The 14,776-nt window shown below is 54.2% G+C and carries 17 protein-coding genes; 10 read left to right on the top strand and 7 right to left on the bottom strand.

The genetic code is table 11. The features are described from left to right. A partial coding sequence (locus tag FGW20_RS12795; protein WP_301678474.1) for a hypothetical protein occupies nucleotides 1-247 on the top strand: 247 nt, incomplete at its 5' end. Nucleotides 248-474: 227 nt separating this feature from the next. Here FGW20_RS12795 and FGW20_RS12790 read toward each other — a convergent pair. From FGW20_RS12790 to FGW20_RS12760, 7 genes are all read right to left on the bottom strand, one after another. Beyond that, nucleotides 475-771, bottom strand: a complete 297-nt coding sequence (locus FGW20_RS12790) for a nucleotidyltransferase domain-containing protein (protein WP_301678473.1) — start codon at nucleotides 769-771, stop codon at nucleotides 475-477. Continuing rightward, on the bottom strand, nucleotides 714-944 hold the full coding sequence (locus tag FGW20_RS12785) for a HEPN domain-containing protein (RefSeq protein ID WP_301678472.1): 231 nt from the start codon (nucleotides 942-944) through the stop codon (nucleotides 714-716). The genes FGW20_RS12790 and FGW20_RS12785 overlap by 58 nt, the downstream gene beginning before the upstream one ends. Continuing rightward, complete coding sequence (locus FGW20_RS12780; RefSeq protein WP_301678471.1) at nucleotides 937-1,278, bottom strand: HepT-like ribonuclease domain-containing protein; 342 nt, start codon at nucleotides 1,276-1,278, stop codon at nucleotides 937-939. Before FGW20_RS12780 ends, FGW20_RS12785 begins: the two co-directional genes overlap by 8 nt. Further along, nucleotides 1,275-1,577, bottom strand: a complete 303-nt coding sequence (locus FGW20_RS12775; RefSeq protein ID WP_301678470.1) for a nucleotidyltransferase family protein — start codon at nucleotides 1,575-1,577, stop codon at nucleotides 1,275-1,277. Before FGW20_RS12775 ends, FGW20_RS12780 begins: the two co-directional genes overlap by 4 nt. A 252-nt stretch (nucleotides 1,578-1,829) precedes the next feature. After that, nucleotides 1,830-1,970 (bottom strand): type II toxin-antitoxin system Phd/YefM family antitoxin, encoded by a 141-nt coding sequence (locus FGW20_RS12770; RefSeq protein WP_301678469.1) that lies wholly within the window; start codon nucleotides 1,968-1,970, stop codon nucleotides 1,830-1,832. Nucleotides 1,971-2,161: 191 nt separating this feature from the next. After that, nucleotides 2,162-2,707 carry a GNAT family N-acetyltransferase gene (locus FGW20_RS12765; RefSeq protein WP_301678468.1) on the bottom strand — a complete coding sequence of 182 codons (546 nt, stop codon included), beginning with the start codon at nucleotides 2,705-2,707 and terminating at the stop codon, nucleotides 2,162-2,164. Nucleotides 2,708-2,757: 50 nt separating this feature from the next. After that, on the bottom strand, nucleotides 2,758-2,907 hold the full coding sequence (locus FGW20_RS12760; protein ID WP_299954681.1) for a hypothetical protein: 150 nt from the start codon (nucleotides 2,905-2,907) through the stop codon (nucleotides 2,758-2,760). Nucleotides 2,908-3,871: 964 nt separating this feature from the next. Here FGW20_RS12760 and FGW20_RS12755 point away from each other — a divergent pair. The 9 genes from FGW20_RS12755 (at nucleotide 3,872) to FGW20_RS12715 (ending at nucleotide 14,755) form a co-directional block, all read left to right on the top strand. Then, entirely contained in the window at nucleotides 3,872-4,936 is a 1,065-nt protein-coding gene (locus FGW20_RS12755) for a glycosyltransferase family 2 protein (protein ID WP_301678467.1), read from the top strand. Nucleotides 4,937-5,051: 115 nt separating this feature from the next. Next, nucleotides 5,052-6,245 (top strand): glycosyltransferase family 4 protein, encoded by a 1,194-nt coding sequence (locus tag FGW20_RS12750; protein WP_301678466.1) that lies wholly within the window; start codon nucleotides 5,052-5,054, stop codon nucleotides 6,243-6,245. Nucleotides 6,246-6,271: 26 nt separating this feature from the next. Further along, on the top strand, nucleotides 6,272-7,540 hold the full coding sequence (locus tag FGW20_RS12745; RefSeq protein WP_301678465.1) for a UDP-glucose dehydrogenase family protein: 1,269 nt from the start codon (nucleotides 6,272-6,274) through the stop codon (nucleotides 7,538-7,540). Further along, nucleotides 7,537-8,469, top strand: a complete 933-nt coding sequence (gene galU, locus FGW20_RS12740) for a UTP--glucose-1-phosphate uridylyltransferase GalU (protein WP_301678464.1) — start codon at nucleotides 7,537-7,539, stop codon at nucleotides 8,467-8,469. Before FGW20_RS12745 ends, galU begins: the two co-directional genes overlap by 4 nt. Before the next feature lie 157 nt (nucleotides 8,470-8,626). Then, on the top strand, nucleotides 8,627-9,607 hold the full coding sequence (locus FGW20_RS12735; RefSeq protein ID WP_301678463.1) for a methyltransferase domain-containing protein: 981 nt from the start codon (nucleotides 8,627-8,629) through the stop codon (nucleotides 9,605-9,607). Between the two features lie 24 nt (nucleotides 9,608-9,631). After that, entirely contained in the window at nucleotides 9,632-10,579 is a 948-nt protein-coding gene (locus tag FGW20_RS12730; protein WP_301678462.1) for an NAD-dependent epimerase/dehydratase family protein, read from the top strand. A 30-nt stretch (nucleotides 10,580-10,609) separates the two neighbouring features. Then, entirely contained in the window at nucleotides 10,610-11,722 is a 1,113-nt protein-coding gene (locus FGW20_RS12725; RefSeq protein WP_301678461.1) for a glycosyltransferase family 4 protein, read from the top strand. Between the two features lie 67 nt (nucleotides 11,723-11,789). After that, nucleotides 11,790-12,917: a glycosyltransferase family 4 protein gene (locus tag FGW20_RS12720; RefSeq protein ID WP_301678460.1), complete on the top strand. Its 1,128-nt coding sequence runs from the start codon at nucleotides 11,790-11,792 to the stop codon at nucleotides 12,915-12,917. Nucleotides 12,918-12,919: 2 nt separating this feature from the next. Further along, entirely contained in the window at nucleotides 12,920-14,755 is a 1,836-nt protein-coding gene (locus FGW20_RS12715) for a hypothetical protein (RefSeq protein WP_301678459.1), read from the top strand. Nucleotides 14,756-14,776 lie beyond the last annotated feature (21 nt).

Below are 14,776 nucleotides of genomic sequence, written 5' to 3'. Positions count from 1 at the left end.
TCGGTGCTCACGCTCCGGCCCTTCGGCCCGTCGCGACTCGCACCTTCGGTGCTCACGCTCCGGCCCTTCGGCCCGTCGCGACTCGCACCTTCGGTGCTCACGCTCCGGCCCTTCGGCCCGTCGCGACGTCAAGCGGCTCACCCGGAAGGGCTTCCATGCGGAGATGTCCGGGCAGATCAAGCTGACGTTCTGCTACAACGGCCGTGATACCGCCATCCGCACCCGGGTCAGCCGAAGAAGGAGATAAGCGATAGGCTGCTCTCCATCATGGCCGAGCAGATCGATCTTTCCCGGCAGCAGTTTGATGATCTGGTAGACTGCCGGCCTGACGGGCAGGAACTGGCGGCACTCTACGAGGAGTCGGGCATTCTCTGACAGAGGGAGACGTTGTGCCGGCAGAAGTGGAGTCACGCTGGATATTCCGTGGTCGTTCAGACCCGGACGCCCTCGGCCAGTGCCTCCCGGATGAACGGGTTAGGGCTCCGGACCGGCGAACTCTTCCCCGGTGCAGCAGATCGGTTCGACCGGGAGATCGGTGAGGTCGAGGATGGCTGCCGCCCGCTTGTGGAACCGCTCGCGAAAGTCCCCGACGATGATCAGGTCGATGTCGCTCCCCTCGTGGAAATCCCCGCGGGCAAACGACCCGTACAGGATGACGGCGGAGACGCGCCGGCGTGCCCGGATCTTCCGGGCAAGGTCCCGGACCTGCTCGATTACGAAGAGAGCGCTTGCCTCGCGGCAGTGCAGATCGAGTCCGCGTGTTCGATGCATTCCTCGGCATCCTCCTTATCGTAGTACTCCGACGGTGTCAGGTTTCCTGCGATGCTGTCCGGGTAACGTGTCGTGATGTAGGCGCTGTCGAGCACCTTCGCGCCGGCCTTCAGTTCCAGGAGTGAAGGTTCGAACGCACCGACCTCTCTCGTCGTCGGAGAAGGCTTATTCATCTCCGATCTCTTCGAGCATCCGGGCGACTGTCCCCGCAAGGAGGGGGAGATATTGTTCAATGACGTTCCAGACACGCAAGGGATTGACGCTGAGATACTGATACACGAGGATATTCCTAAATCCGGAGATCCCATGCCAGTCGATCTCCGGATGGTTTGCCTTCAGGTCTCCGTCAAGGCGTTGCGTGGACTCGGCGAGAACCTGGAGGTTTCGGAGGACAGCATCCTGTATCATCTCATCAGCAAGAAACGCTTCCTTCCCGCCGCGAGTATATCTCGCAATTCGGTCGGTGCACTCCCTGATGTGGAGCAGGTAGAGCGTGGCGCCCTTCACAGCGGCACCGCCTCTGCCATCACCCGGTCCCTGATATACCAGTGCAGGGTTAGGGGCTCGGCGACATCGACGGGGATCCCGAGCAGTGTCTCCAGCTCCGATTTCAGGGCAACGAGATCGAGGAGACTCCGATCCGGTTCGAGGTCGATCAAGAGATCAAGGTCGCTCTCCGCTTCCGCCTCCCCACGCGCCACGGAGCCGAAGATACGGACGTTTCGTGCGCCGTGGCGTGCAGCGATCTCGCAGATCCGGTCCCGCTCGGTCGTGATCCGCTTTAGTATCTCTGCCCCGTCCTTCATGCCCTCTCATTTGAGAGTATGGAGGGCAACCCCCTTGAAACTTACCATGCAATCGATCGTCTGGTTTGGGTTGCCCGTCGAATGCGTGGACTCGAAGCCTGACAACTTCTCGGACTCCTGTCGTCCCGACAGTCGTCCTCTGCACCTTCGGTGCTCGAACTCTGGCCGTTCCGTCGTTCGCAATCACATTGTGCGGTAATACCGCGATGTCTCTCTCGACGCTTGCCTTGATGCGGATCGCGTATCCTGCCATTACCGCTCCCTGAACTCGCCGAACCCCATGGCCGGCTCTTCGCGCCGCTCCGCTACAACAGCAAGGTCGTGAAGGTCTATCCTTGCGTCACTCGTTCTCCTGCAGGGGGGGAATGACTGCGACCCGGTTCCCATGTCCATCGACGACGTAACGTTCTGAACTCAGCTTCTGTGACCTCCTCACCTCTCTGTGGGGCGCAGGAACCGTCAATCTTCGTTCGCTCCGCCAGGTGTGGGGAGGGTTCTGAGGAAACGACTTACCTGCAATACCGAGGGAAGATGAGGTCTCTCTATACCGCAGAGCCCTCGTGACGCGGATACTATCCGAGCGCTCAGAAGATGTTGCAGCGATACATCGGGATAGTGTTCTTCTTTTTGGTTTTCAAGGTCCTGTGAAACCCGAATCGTTCATAAAATGGTTCGGCATCGGGTTTGGCATCGATGGTGAGAACGCAACATCCTGAGTGTTTCGCCACTTCCGTCGCTATCGACCGTATCGCGGTTAACATGGCTCGCCCAATGTCTCTTCCTTCGTAGTCCTGGTGTGTAGCAAACCGGGCGATCTTGACCGCAGGATAGTAAGAGTGGGCATACCAGTCTTTGTCGTCCTCAGGATCAATATCTTTCTTGATGATGCTGTCGTTTAAGACTGAAAAATATCCTACACACTTCCCATCGTACACGGCGAGATAGGTAACAGCGACGTGAGCATCCTGATTTTTCAGCGCGTCGGCGGTCAGGTAGTCGTTCAGTTCCTGTTGCCTGCAGGAAAAAGACAGGAGGTCATGATCTGAGGCGAGGTGCTCGAAAGATATGTCCGATAGTGGTATCTTTGGTAGTTTGGCGTCCGGGGTTGCCGGGCGGTTTCTGGAGGGCATCTCAATCGCATAAAAATAGGTCGGAGCGGAGAGGCGTCAGCGGATGGATTTTACCAGTTCCTCTCCGTGAGCACGTACCCGACCGTGGTCATCTCCCGCCCTTCCGGGGTGTCGTACCGGTCGGGATCCGCCATGTATTCCTCGAAGCGGCGGGCGTCGTCGCCTTCCAGGTAGAGGCCTAACTCGATCTTCTGGGCCATATTATCACTCTCCTCGCAGGCTTTGGTACGTTACGGTGTTACTTCGCCATCTGTGTAGATATACCTTAGTATCCCGTTCGCCGGTACACAGCCCTGACATCCCTCGCGGTATAGGGGTCGAGCTCCTCATTCAGGAAGCCGGCGAGCGGCCGCCCGGAGAGTTGCCGCGTCTCCCTGCGCGGAGTTCGTCGAGGCTCCCGGGCGCTCTGCCGGATCTCTCTCAGCCATATCCACCCGGGGAGTTGTGGCCGGCAGGGGTTTGGCATCGATCGTTGCGCCCGGTTCCTCTTCATGGGCACACGCCCTGATCGGGGTTCGATCGCCGGCTTCGTTGTATGTTCTCGGCCGGCGGTCCGTAGGTTCGCGGCACGGGAGGAGGCCGGCTCGTCACCGCATCCTGAACTCTATGGTCGGCCCGCCGCACTCCCGGGGAGTGATCGCGGCCCGGTTCCCGAAGACCGGCCGGTACGCAGCTCCTCCATGGAGCCGCCCGGTGCTCGCACCACCTGGTTATGGCTGCGTTTTTTGCGCGCAACGGAGGATCCGGGCTTCTTCCCTCCCCGTGGACCTGGCGTCCTGCTCTTTCCCCGCCGTGCGAATGATTTTTCCCGATCAGGGGGGATTCCGCGTGATTATATCTGATCAAACGGCATTTCGGGAACGATTATTTTCAGAAACGCTTTAATACCGATTCTCGTCCCCGCGCCCGGGAATTCCGCCGATCCTCGCCGGCCGGCGCCGCCGTTCTTGCCTTCGGAACGGGTCAGTTTTGCATGATTGTCATCCCGGGCTCGCGAACGATATCGACATGTTTTTTACCATATCCGTGGCAGTTACCCTATCAAGTGAGCCCCCTCCGGTCACCAGCGTCTCCGATATCCATGTTCTCTTCCACCGATCACCCGAACCTCTCCCGCCCGGAGAGCACTCCTGCCGAGCCGGCGCACTCCCGGGAGGCGCCGCGATGACCAAGCGGACGCGGACGCCGGCGAGCCACACCGGCACGGCCGAGGTGGACCTCGACGACGAGACGGTCCTCCTCGTCGACGACCCGGCGACCTGGCCGAAGGGGCAGCGGGCCGTCCGGACGCTTGTTGCCATGCCGGCCTACAACGAGGAAGCCTACATCGCGAAGACGGTCGTCGGCGCCGCCCGGCACGCGGATAAAGTCCTGGTCGTCGACGACGGCTCGACGGACGAGACCGTCGCGATCGCCGGGGCGCTCGGGGCGATCGTTGTTTGTCATGAGACCAACAAGGGCTACGGCGGGGCGCTGCAGACGATCTTTACGACCGCCCGGGACCTCGGTGCGGAGGAGCTCGTCATCATCGACTCCGACGGCCAGCACAGCCCGGGGGACATCTCCCGGCTGCTTACCGAGCTCCGGCGCGGCAACGACGTCGTTATCGGCTCCCGGTTCGTCGAGGGCTCGGCCGGCGAGATCCCCGCCTACCGGAAAGTAGGGATGAAGGTCCTCGACACCGCGACCACGCTTGCCGGGAACAACCTCGCGATCACCGACTCCCAGAGCGGCTTTCGGGCCTACGGGAGGAAGGCGATCGAGGCGATCCACATCAGCGGCGAGGGGATGAGCGCGGGCTCCGAGATCCTGATCCAGATCAGCGACCACCGCCTGAAGGTCGCCGAGGTGCCGATCCGGGTCCGCTACGACATCGAGGGGACCTCGAGCGAGAACCCGGTCTCCCACGGCGTCGGGGTGTTGATGAACATCATCAAGTTGATCAGTCTCCGCCGGCCGCTGGTATTCTTCGGGATCCCGGGGGCGGTCTTTGCGCTCCTCGGCATCGCTGCGGAGATCTACACCTTCTCCGAGTACTACCGCACCGCCCAGTTTCACTACATCATCTTCACCGGCGGGTTCTCGGTGTTGATTCTCGGGCTGCTACTCGCGACCGTGGGGATCATCCTGTACTCGCTCGTGCAGTTGATGCAGGGGCGGGGGGCGGCTGCGGCCGGAGCCCCGGTTGGACAGGGCTCCGGGAAGACTGAACAGAGGGTGTCCCATTGACCAGAGAGGCGGCAGAAATGATTGCGATTGTGCTTGGCAGTGGGCCAGAGTGTATCAGAGGACATACAGTGGGAGATCCCGGTTACTCCATCAATTATCCAGTGGGGCAGAGTTCATGAAGATTCTGCGTGTTGTCTCCAATCTCTATCCCTCATCTATCGGAGGGGTCGAGATTCATGCCCATGAGATGTCCCGTCTTCAGGCAGAGGAAGGACACAATGTCACGGTTCTCACCTACCGGACTGACTCCGAGCAGCCCTCCTCCGAGGAGAGGAATGGGTATCATATCCTGAGATCTAATGCAGCATTCTGTCTCTTCGGGAATACTATCTCCTTCTCTCAGTTCTTCTCTCTCCTTAAGCGTTGGGACTCTTACGATGTCGTTCACGCCCACTCGCACCTGTTCTTCTCCACGGTTCTCTGCACACTTGCCCGGAAGTTCCGGTCCACCCCGCTGGTCGTCACGAACCACGGCCTCGTCTCACAGACCGCGCCCGGCTGGCTGCAACGGCTCTACCTCCCAACGATAGGGAGATGGGTCTTTAGATCAGCAGATGCGATCATCTGCTACACCGAAACCGAACGAGACCAGGTGGTCGATCTCGGTGTCTCCTCTGATAGGGTTCATGTCCTCCATAACGGCATCGACACCAACGTCTTTGTCCCTTCAGATTTGTCATCATCCAAAAAACAGATCCTCTGGATAGGACGGTTCACCCCGGGAAAAGGCGTGGAGTATCTCCTGAAAGGATTCCGGGATTTCTCCCGGGAGTTCCCGGACTATACTCTCGTGATGGTCGGCAGGGGACCTCTGAGGGACGACTTCGTCAGGATGATCCGGGAGATGGATCTCGAAGACAGAGTGGTCCTCAGGGATTTCATCCCGAACAAGGAACTCCCCGGCCTGTACCAGGAGTCGTCTCTCTTCGTCCTTCCAAGCCTTGAGGAGGGTGTTCCCAGGACAATCCTGGAGGCGATGGCCTGCGAGAGGCCGGTGATCTGCACCGCCCTCCCTCAACTCGTCGATATCGTCTCGGGATGCGGGTCGCTCGTCCCCACCGGCGATGCCAGGGCCGTGGCCGATGCCCTCTCAGCACTGGCATCAGACCCGGCCCTCGCCCGTAACCTCGGGCAGTCAGCGAGGGTGAAGGTTGTCTCACAGTATTCCTGGGACGATACGGTCGCAAAAACCCTCGGTCTCTATGCTTCGCTGGTTCACCCCGTTCCCTCGGGTCACAGGACGCCGCGGATCTCGAAGGCTACGGAGAAACCTCCAAAACTTGCAGATTCTGATAGAATTGACGGATAGGGAAATTATCGTCCGGAGATAAAGATATGAAGATCTCGATCATCGGTTGCGGGTATGTTGGCACGGTCACCGGCGTATGTTTTGCCAGCTTTGGCCACGACATCGTCTTTTACGATATTGACCAGAAGAAACTGGACCTCCTAGCCCGGGGTGAGTCACCGATCTATGAGCCCTCTCTTGAGGACCTGATCCGGAAGAACCGGCAGCGCCTCGTCACGACCTCGGATCTCACGGCTGCCGTGCGTGACACGGATATTACGTTCATCTGCGTCGGCACCCCGTCCCGGGACGACGGGTCGATCGACCTCACTTACATTCTCTCCGCAGGTGCCACGATCGGAAAGGCCCTGCGGGAGACTCCGGACTTCCATCCCATCATCGTCAAGAGCACCGTCTTCCCGGGGAGCACCGAGGGACCGATCCGGTCGGCGCTCGAAGAGGCGTCAGGGAAGCAGGCGTTTGTGGACTTCGGCCTCGGCTCAAACCCGGAGTTCCTCAGGGAAGGAAACGCCGTCCACGACTTCTGCGTGCCCGACCGTATCATTCTCGGTGCAAAAGATGCGAGGACGATGCGGGCACTCGGGGATCTTTACACTACCTTCACCTGCCCGAAGATCGAGACCTCGATCCGGACGGCGGAGATGATCAAGTACACGAGCAATGCCTTCCTTGCGACAAAGATCAGCTTCGCGAACGAGATCGGCAACCTCGCGAAGAAGCTCGGGATCGACGCGGAGGAGGTCTTTGCCGGGGTCGGGCTCGACAACCGGATCGGCCCGGCCTTTTTCCGGACCGGGATCGGGTTTGGCGGCTCATGCTTCCCCAAAGACGTCCGGGCCCTGATCGCCGGGGCGGGGGATCACCACGAGAATCTCCAGATCCTCCATGCGGCGTTGCGTGTTAACGAGGACCAGCCCCTGAAACTGGTCCGGCTGCTCCAGGCGCATATCCCCGACCTGAAGGGCCGGCGGATCGGCATCCTGGGGCTTGCTTTCAAGCCCGACACCGATGACATCAGGGAGAGCCGGGCCATCCCAGTCATCCGGGCGCTGCTTGATGCCGGGGCTGTGGTCGTCGCTTACGACCCTCTTGCTATGGAGAGCTTCTCTAAGATCTTCCCGGAGATCGAATACGCATCCTCGGCGCAGGCCGTCCTCGCGGCTGACGCCATCCTGATCACAACCGAGTGGGAGGAGTTCGAGCGCCTCAATTACAGCGGGACGACCGTCATCGACGGCCGTCGGATCGCCGCGGCCTCTAAGACTGCCGATATCTACGAGGGGGTCTGCTGGTGACGGACGTCAGGAAGGCCGTCATCCCGGCGGCAGGCCTCGGCACCCGGTTCCTCCCGGCGACGAAGTCGATGCCCAAGGAGATGCTCCCGCTCATCGACCGGCCGGTGATCCAGTATGTGGTGGAGGAGGCGATCGACTCGGGGATCGAGGATCTGATCATCGTCACCGGCCGGGGGAAGCGGGCGATCGAGGACTACTTCGACGACTCGCCGGAACTTGAGATGCACCTGCGTGACCACGGGAAGCTCGAGGCGCTCAAGATGGTGCAGGACGTCTCCTCCCTCATAGATATCCACTACATCCGGCAGAAGGAACCGAGAGGGCTTGGCGACGCCATCATGCGTGCCGAGAAGCACATTGGCGACGAACCGTTCGCGGTGCTCCTCGGGGACGACATCATCAGGAACCACACCCCCTGCACGAAGCAGCTCATCGACCTCTACCGGGAGAAGCAGCGATCCGTCATTGCGGTCGAGGCGGTTCCCCGGGAGAAGATCAGCAGTTACGGTATCATCCGGGGGACGCGGGTGAACCCGTCGCTCTACCGGATCGACGATATCGTCGAGAAGCCCCGGGTCGAAGAGGCTCCTTCGAACATCGGGGCGATCGGGCGGTACGTCTTCACCCCCCAGATCTTCGAATGCCTGGAACATACGCCACCGGGCGTCGGCGGCGAGATCCAGCTCACCGACGGGATACGGATCCTCCTCCAGTTCCAGGAGATCTATGCCCATGCGTTCCAGGGGAAGAGGTACGATACCGGGGACAAGGCAGGATATATCGAGGCGATCATTGATTTTGCGTTAGAGAACCCTGAGACCTGCGACGATATCGCCAGGCATCTTGCATTGCTTGGAAAACCCAGATCGGAAGTATTTCCGGCCGGGAAGCTTGAGACAATGGCAGATTCCTCTGAAAGGTATCAGTGATGAAGATTATGTTAAAGGTTTTCATAACAGGGGGAGTGGGGTTCATCGATTTGCATATCAAGAAGACGCTTATTTCCGATCCTGGAGTTGCCATCGTTAATAGCCTTATCGGTAATCACTTACCCATAGTGGAAAAATATTGTAATGAGGCATCTACATGATAAATTTCAGGGCACGTGCAAAAGTTTTGGGCTGGATCCTCCTCAACAATATCATCGGAAAAAATGGACAAAAGTTAGTTGGTACAGGAGGTTCAAATTCTGCTAGATATTGTTATTCTGTTTGGATGAGACATTTAGTCTCACTTAACCAAATTTATGGTATGCAGCAGATCCCCGCTGTTGTAGCAGAGATTGGTCCTGGAGATTCATTAGGTACAGGGTTCGCCGCATTGTTATCTGGATCTGACAAATATTACTCATTAGACACGGTGAGTTATTGTAATACCCAGAAGAATATCAAGATATTTGATGAGATCGTTGAACTGTTTCAAAATAAAGAAGATATCCCAAATGAGGAGGAATTTCCAAAAATTAACCCAAAATTGAACTCATATTCATTTCCCGACCATTTATTCAGTGATTCATATTTACATACCATGCTATCGGATGATAGAATAGCACAAATCCGACAAAACATTGCATCTGTAAATAGCTCTAATGGGAGCGTTTATTATTACGCTCCATGGTGCGATTCATCTGTAGTACAAGAACATTCAGTAGATTTCTTGTTTTCCCAAGCAGTTTTAGAACATGTGGACGATCTTCCTTTAGTATACAATTCAATGAAAAAGTGGTTAAAGAAAGATGGTACCATTGTCGCCATAATTGATTTTAAGTCTCATGGCACATCGGTGGAGTGGAATGGCCATTGGGAGTATTCCGATTTGGTTTGGAAAATTATTCGTGGTCGAGCACCATACCTAATCAACCGAAGTCCATTATCTCATCATCTAAAGTGTTTGAATCAAACTGACTTTGAGTTAATACACATGCATAGAGTTGAGAGATATGGCGGAATTCAACGTGAAAAATTAGCAGAGAGATTTAAAAATCTTACTGAATCTGATTTGAGTACTAGTGGTGTCTATTTAATTTTTAAAAATCGCAATGTTGACGAGGTAAATAATGCTTCTTGACTTTATTGGCACGGGGGAGAGATTATGTCAAAGGTCGTCATAACAGGAGGGGCGGGGTTCATCGGATCCCACATCGCCGAAGAGGTGGCAAAGGAGTATGAGGTCGTCATTATCGACAATCTCGATGATTACTACTCGCCGGACCTGAAGCGGCGGAACCTCGAGATCCTCCTCGCAAACCCGAATGTGCGTTTTGTTGAAGGTGACATCACCGACACCGATCTTCTCCGCCGGGTGATTGACTCCGACGTGGAGTTCGTCTACCACGAGGCCGCCCAGGCCGGTGTCAGGATATCGGTCGAAAACCCGTTCAAACCGAACAACGTCAACGTGCTCGGTACCTTAAACGTCCTCAAGGCCTCTCTCGATGCTGGCGTCAAGCGAGTGATCAACGCCTCCTCCTCTTCGGTCTACGGGAAGGTGAAGTACCTGCCGTTTGACGAAGCGCACCCCACCATGCCGGTCTCCCCCTACGGGGTCTCGAAGCTCGCTGCCGAGCACTACTGTCGGGTCTTCTACGAGGTTTACGGCCTGCCGACGGTCTCTCTCCGCTATTTCACGGTTTACGGGCCGCGAATGCGTCCGGACCTCGCGATCTCCATCTTCGCCCGGAAGATGCTCGCGAACGAGCCGATCACCGTCTATGGAGACGGCGAGCAGACCCGCGACTTCACCTACATCGACGACATCGTCCGGGTGAACCGGGGGCTGCTTGAGACCAATGCTGCCGATGGGCATGTGATGAACGTCGGCGGCGGTCACCGGATCACGGTGAACGACCTGATTGCTCACCTCCGGGAAATTACCGGGAGTGCGTCTGAGGTGGTGTACTCTGACAAGCAGAAGGGCGATGCGGAGCATACGCTAGCAGATATTGGGCTCGCAGAGGGACTAGTCGAGTACAGGCCGGCGACAGCCATAGCAGATGGCCTGAAGAAATTTGTAGAGTGGTATACAGCACATAGTCGGTAGCTCGCCCCTCAATGATATCAGGAAACTTTCATGAAATTGCTGGTCTGTACAACTGAGTATTTTCCCTACGGGGCAGGCATTGCTAACGTCGTTTATAACGTCGTGGAACAGCTCAAAGGAATGGGTGTTGAGTGTACGGTCTGTTCGCCAACAGGTCCGGATATCAAACTCGGGAGTCAGACCCTGATCCAGAAGACAGGTATCGGCGGGTTGCTCAACTACTGGTATCAGGTTTCACATTTTTTCCAAAACAATGATTACGATGCAGTTTGGCTCCAGAATCCCTTTATTTTCATTGGGAATCCGTTTAAACGCTGCCTGGTGACAATGCACTCGACCTACTATGGAACGAGCACCCATGGAGTTGGGAATCTCCCATTTCACCTGTATAAATCACTGGTGGCCCACGTCGAGCGCTATTGCCTTACTCGCATGCCTCCCAACACTCTCTTCACCGGGGTGGGCCAACCGGTTTGTGAAGAGCTGGAGAAAATCGGGATCGAAAGGGATCAGATAATCTACATCCCTAATGGGGTCAATACCGGGCGGTTTCGCCCCTCACCTGACAAGAAATCGATGCGGAAGAAATTCGGGATCCCGGAGGATGATATTGTTCTCCTGAGTGTCGGGCGGTTGGCTCCCGCAAAACAGCCATTCACCATGATTGAGGTCTTCTCACATATTGAGAAGAAGCTGGAAAATGTGACTCTTTGCATCGCAGGCAGAGGTGAACTATTTGAAGAAACAAAAGATCTTGCACAGAGAATGGGATTATGCAGGGTTCTTTTCCTTGGGTATGTGGATCACGACTTGGATCTCCCTGACCTCTATGCTTGTTCTGATTACTATATTATGACCTCGAAATACGAGGGATTGCCCCTGACACTGTTGGAAGCGATGGCTTCAGGACTGCCATGTATAGTCTCTGACATCCCAAATCTGGGATTTGTCAAAGATGCTGATTGTGGGATCATTGTTGATTTCACCGACCTGTCAGTGGCATTGATCGAGATTCTTGATTATCTGAAATTGGATCATCATAGTCACGAGATAAACGCACGAAATTTTGCAACAAGTTCATTAGACTGGGAAATTATAACTGAAGACTATCTGCAAGCACTTAAAGATATTTGTGATTGTTAATACTCTCCTGTTCAGCAAGGGTTTGGGCCAAATTGACTTTAGTGGAAATTAATTGCGGTGTGGAAATATGCGTCTAAGCGTCGGTCTGGTGACATCACCAATTAAGGAGGCGAGTGTAACACCTGTATCAAACTATCTGGCGATCTTGTCGCAATTCTCTGATCTCTATATCATTACCGGGAACAGTGCAAGGGAGCTGTTTAATGAAAGTAAGGAAAAACCAAACATCCATGTTTGTTTCGTAAACTACCCTATCAAATCGAATGTCCTCACAAAAATCGTTCTCTATATGTACGGGCAACTAAAATATTCATATCATGTTTTCAGGTACTCTAAAAGCGCAGAAAAATGGATCTTCTTTACTGGTGGTGAAAGAATGGTCCTCCCGATGATACTTGCGCATCTCTTGAAAAAGCCCGTTTTGTTGTATATACCGGGATCCGCCGTAAGAGATGCAAATTTTTCGAAAGATTCCCTCTCAAAACCGACAGAAATCCTATCCACAATAACACAAAATCTCGCTGATCGTATCATCCTATATTCCCTGGCCCTTATTCCCGAATGGAACCTCGAAAGACATCACCACAAAATCCTCATCGCTCACGAGCACTTCCTCGACTTCAACACCTTCACCGTCACCACCCCTCTAGCCGACCGCCCTCCCCTCATCGGCTACATCGGCCGGCTGAGTGGGGAAAAAGGCGCCCAGCACTTCGCCCAGGCCCTCCCCGCCGTCCTCAACGGCCGGGAGGATCTCCGCGTGCTCATCGGCGGCGACGGGGAACTAAAAGAGTCGATCGCGGCCTCCCTGCAGGAACAGGGAGTCACTGCCCGTGTCGAACTCCCGGGCTGGATCTCCCACGACGACCTCCCCAGATACCTGAACCAGCTCCGGCTCCTCGTCCTCCCCTCCTACACCGAAGGGCTCCCGAACATCATGCTCGAAGCCATGGCCTGCGGGACCCCGGTGCTCGCGACGCCGGTCGGGGCGATACCGGATGTTATAATAGACGGCAAGACCGGATTTATTATGGAGAATAACTCCCCGGAGTGCATTGCGGCAAACGTGATCCGGGCGCTGAATTCTCCGAACCTGGATCGGATCGCGGAGGACGGGAGGCGGTTTGTGGAGGAGAATTTTACGTTTGAGAGAACCGTAGAAAACTGGAAAGAAATTCTTCAGAGCATTGAGTAGTTATGTTCAGTTCCAGTGCACTCCACGGGCAGCGCTTTCAGAAGATCACTCTGATATTCCTGTTTTTCCTCCTGAGCATAGCGCTCCTTATCACCTGGAATACACCAGCCACGGGCTATGAGTCCTCGATCTATCGTTCGACCCCGCTGATACTCTGGGTGAGCTTGATCGCTTCGGTGATCGTTGGGGTTGCGCTTGTTGTTGTATCAATAGCAAAGAATGAACTATATCAAAACCCTCTCTGCAAGATAGGACTTTTGCTGGTCTTCCTGTGCTACACTATCTGCCTGGCCCTCTTCATTATCCGTGGCTATCACATGTGGTGTATGACTGGAGATCCAGCCAGCCATATTGGGTGGATTAAAGAAACAATTAACACAGGTCACATAGTGGGCACGATACTCTATCCCGCGGGTCATATCTACTCCTCTGAGATCGTTTTTTTAACGGGTCTCGATCTGGTTGTATTGCATAAAATTGTGCCACTCGTCTTTGGATTACTCTGCGTTCTGTTCATGTACGTCCTGGCAAAGACTATCTTCGTTAAAAACTCTGTTTGTCTGTTAGTAACCATTTTAAGTTGCTGTCTTGTGCATACCTGGTATCTCAGATTGACCCCTAATATATTGGCGAACCTCTTTCTACCTTTGGTGATTTTTTTAGTGTATAAAAACGTTCAACAAAGAACCTGGACATGGGTAGTACCGTTAATAATCACTCTTGTGCTGATGCCGGTATTCCACCCGGTGCCAACGATGATCCTTGCCATGGTGTTCATATCCATAGGTATTTTCGCAATTCTTTCTTCCATCAACAGCCGTTGGCAAATTGGAAAACTGAATAATTTCACTGGTGGGATCTCTGGAATAATAAGTCCGTTTCTCATTATGCTTGTGTGGTTTGTTTTTTGGGTGTCGCTATTCTCTATATTTAATCATCAAATTCTCTCACTTTATGATGCAATCATCTTTGGGGCAGGTGACTCGTGGATAAGTGGTTTAACAGATACCGCTTCGACTGCAACTGCATATGGATATAACGTTATCGAGCAGATTATGAGAAATCTGTGGAGTCAAATCATTCTTTGCACTATTTCGGCATTGGCATTACCCTTGATTATTAAAGAATATTTGGAATCTAGAATAAATACCAGCGTGCTCTCGTTACTCCTGGTCTTTATTGCAGTTATCCCTCTTTCAGCAATCTTTTATCTGTTCGATCTCGCTTTCACTCCGCAAAGATTGCTGTATGCAATATCGATGTTTGGTATCTTTTTTGCAGCATACTTTCTCGCATTTTTCTTAACTGACAATTTAAAGTGGCATTTCATATCACTAGATCCGGGTATAAAGTCTCTCTTTGCGGTTACTGTTATTTTTGGCCTTTTTGTGGGCGGCTTGCTCGCTCTTTACCCATCACCATATATCCTATCATCAAGCTGGCAAAACACACAATCAGAGGTTGAAGGTCTGCTTTTTTCTTACGACCATCGTGATGTTACTATACCACTAACTGGGATTTCAATTACTCCTGGACGGTTTTCTCATGCGCTTCTCCCCCCAGAAGAGAGGGCCACCCAAAAGTTGCCTCTATATCTTGAAGACCAACGCGTTCCATACCGTTTTGGTTATGATGTCAACTCCTCAGTATCTTCTATTTACTCATGTGAAACGGACATCATCATAACTCAAAAAGACAAAAGAATGTATTTAGATGTTTTTCCAGAAATTGAAGGAATCCGATACACTCGCCAGGACTTTGATCGGCTGAGTATTGATCCAGCCCTCCATTTCCTCTACTCTAACGGTGAGTTTGATTATTATAAGATCAATGCCTGACATCCCTTTTCAAAATTTTGA

The organism is Methanoculleus methanifontis (assembly GCF_030464365.1).
GTDB lineage: Archaea > Halobacteriota > Methanomicrobia > Methanomicrobiales > Methanoculleaceae > Methanoculleus > Methanoculleus methanifontis.
This window is presented reverse-complemented; position numbering and strand designations above follow the sequence as displayed.

Bases quoted from the DNA above. Each gene is read 5' to 3' on its own strand.
- FGW20_RS12755 (WP_301678467.1), top strand. From the start codon at position 3,872: ATGACCAAGCGGACGCGGACGCCGGCGAGCCACACCGGCACGGCCGAG.
- FGW20_RS12760 (WP_299954681.1), bottom strand. From the start codon at position 2,907: ATGGCCCAGAAGATCGAGTTAGGCCTCTACCTGGAAGGCGACGACGCC.
- FGW20_RS12750 (WP_301678466.1), top strand. From the start codon at position 5,052: ATGAAGATTCTGCGTGTTGTCTCCAATCTCTATCCCTCATCTATCGGA.
- FGW20_RS12715 (WP_301678459.1), top strand. From the start codon at position 12,920: ATGTTCAGTTCCAGTGCACTCCACGGGCAGCGCTTTCAGAAGATCACT.
- FGW20_RS12770 (WP_301678469.1), bottom strand. From the start codon at position 1,970: ATGGACATGGGAACCGGGTCGCAGTCATTCCCCCCCTGCAGGAGAACG.
- FGW20_RS12790 (WP_301678473.1), bottom strand. From the start codon at position 771: ATGCATCGAACACGCGGACTCGATCTGCACTGCCGCGAGGCAAGCGCT.
- FGW20_RS12765 (WP_301678468.1), bottom strand. From the start codon at position 2,707: ATGCCCTCCAGAAACCGCCCGGCAACCCCGGACGCCAAACTACCAAAG.
- FGW20_RS12720 (WP_301678460.1), top strand. From the start codon at position 11,790: ATGCGTCTAAGCGTCGGTCTGGTGACATCACCAATTAAGGAGGCGAGT.
- FGW20_RS12735 (WP_301678463.1), top strand. From the start codon at position 8,627: ATGATAAATTTCAGGGCACGTGCAAAAGTTTTGGGCTGGATCCTCCTC.
- FGW20_RS12745 (WP_301678465.1), top strand. From the start codon at position 6,272: ATGAAGATCTCGATCATCGGTTGCGGGTATGTTGGCACGGTCACCGGC.
- FGW20_RS12730 (WP_301678462.1), top strand. From the start codon at position 9,632: ATGTCAAAGGTCGTCATAACAGGAGGGGCGGGGTTCATCGGATCCCAC.
- FGW20_RS12785 (WP_301678472.1), bottom strand. From the start codon at position 944: ATGAATAAGCCTTCTCCGACGACGAGAGAGGTCGGTGCGTTCGAACCT.
- FGW20_RS12725 (WP_301678461.1), top strand. From the start codon at position 10,610: ATGAAATTGCTGGTCTGTACAACTGAGTATTTTCCCTACGGGGCAGGC.
- FGW20_RS12775 (WP_301678470.1), bottom strand. From the start codon at position 1,577: ATGAAGGACGGGGCAGAGATACTAAAGCGGATCACGACCGAGCGGGAC.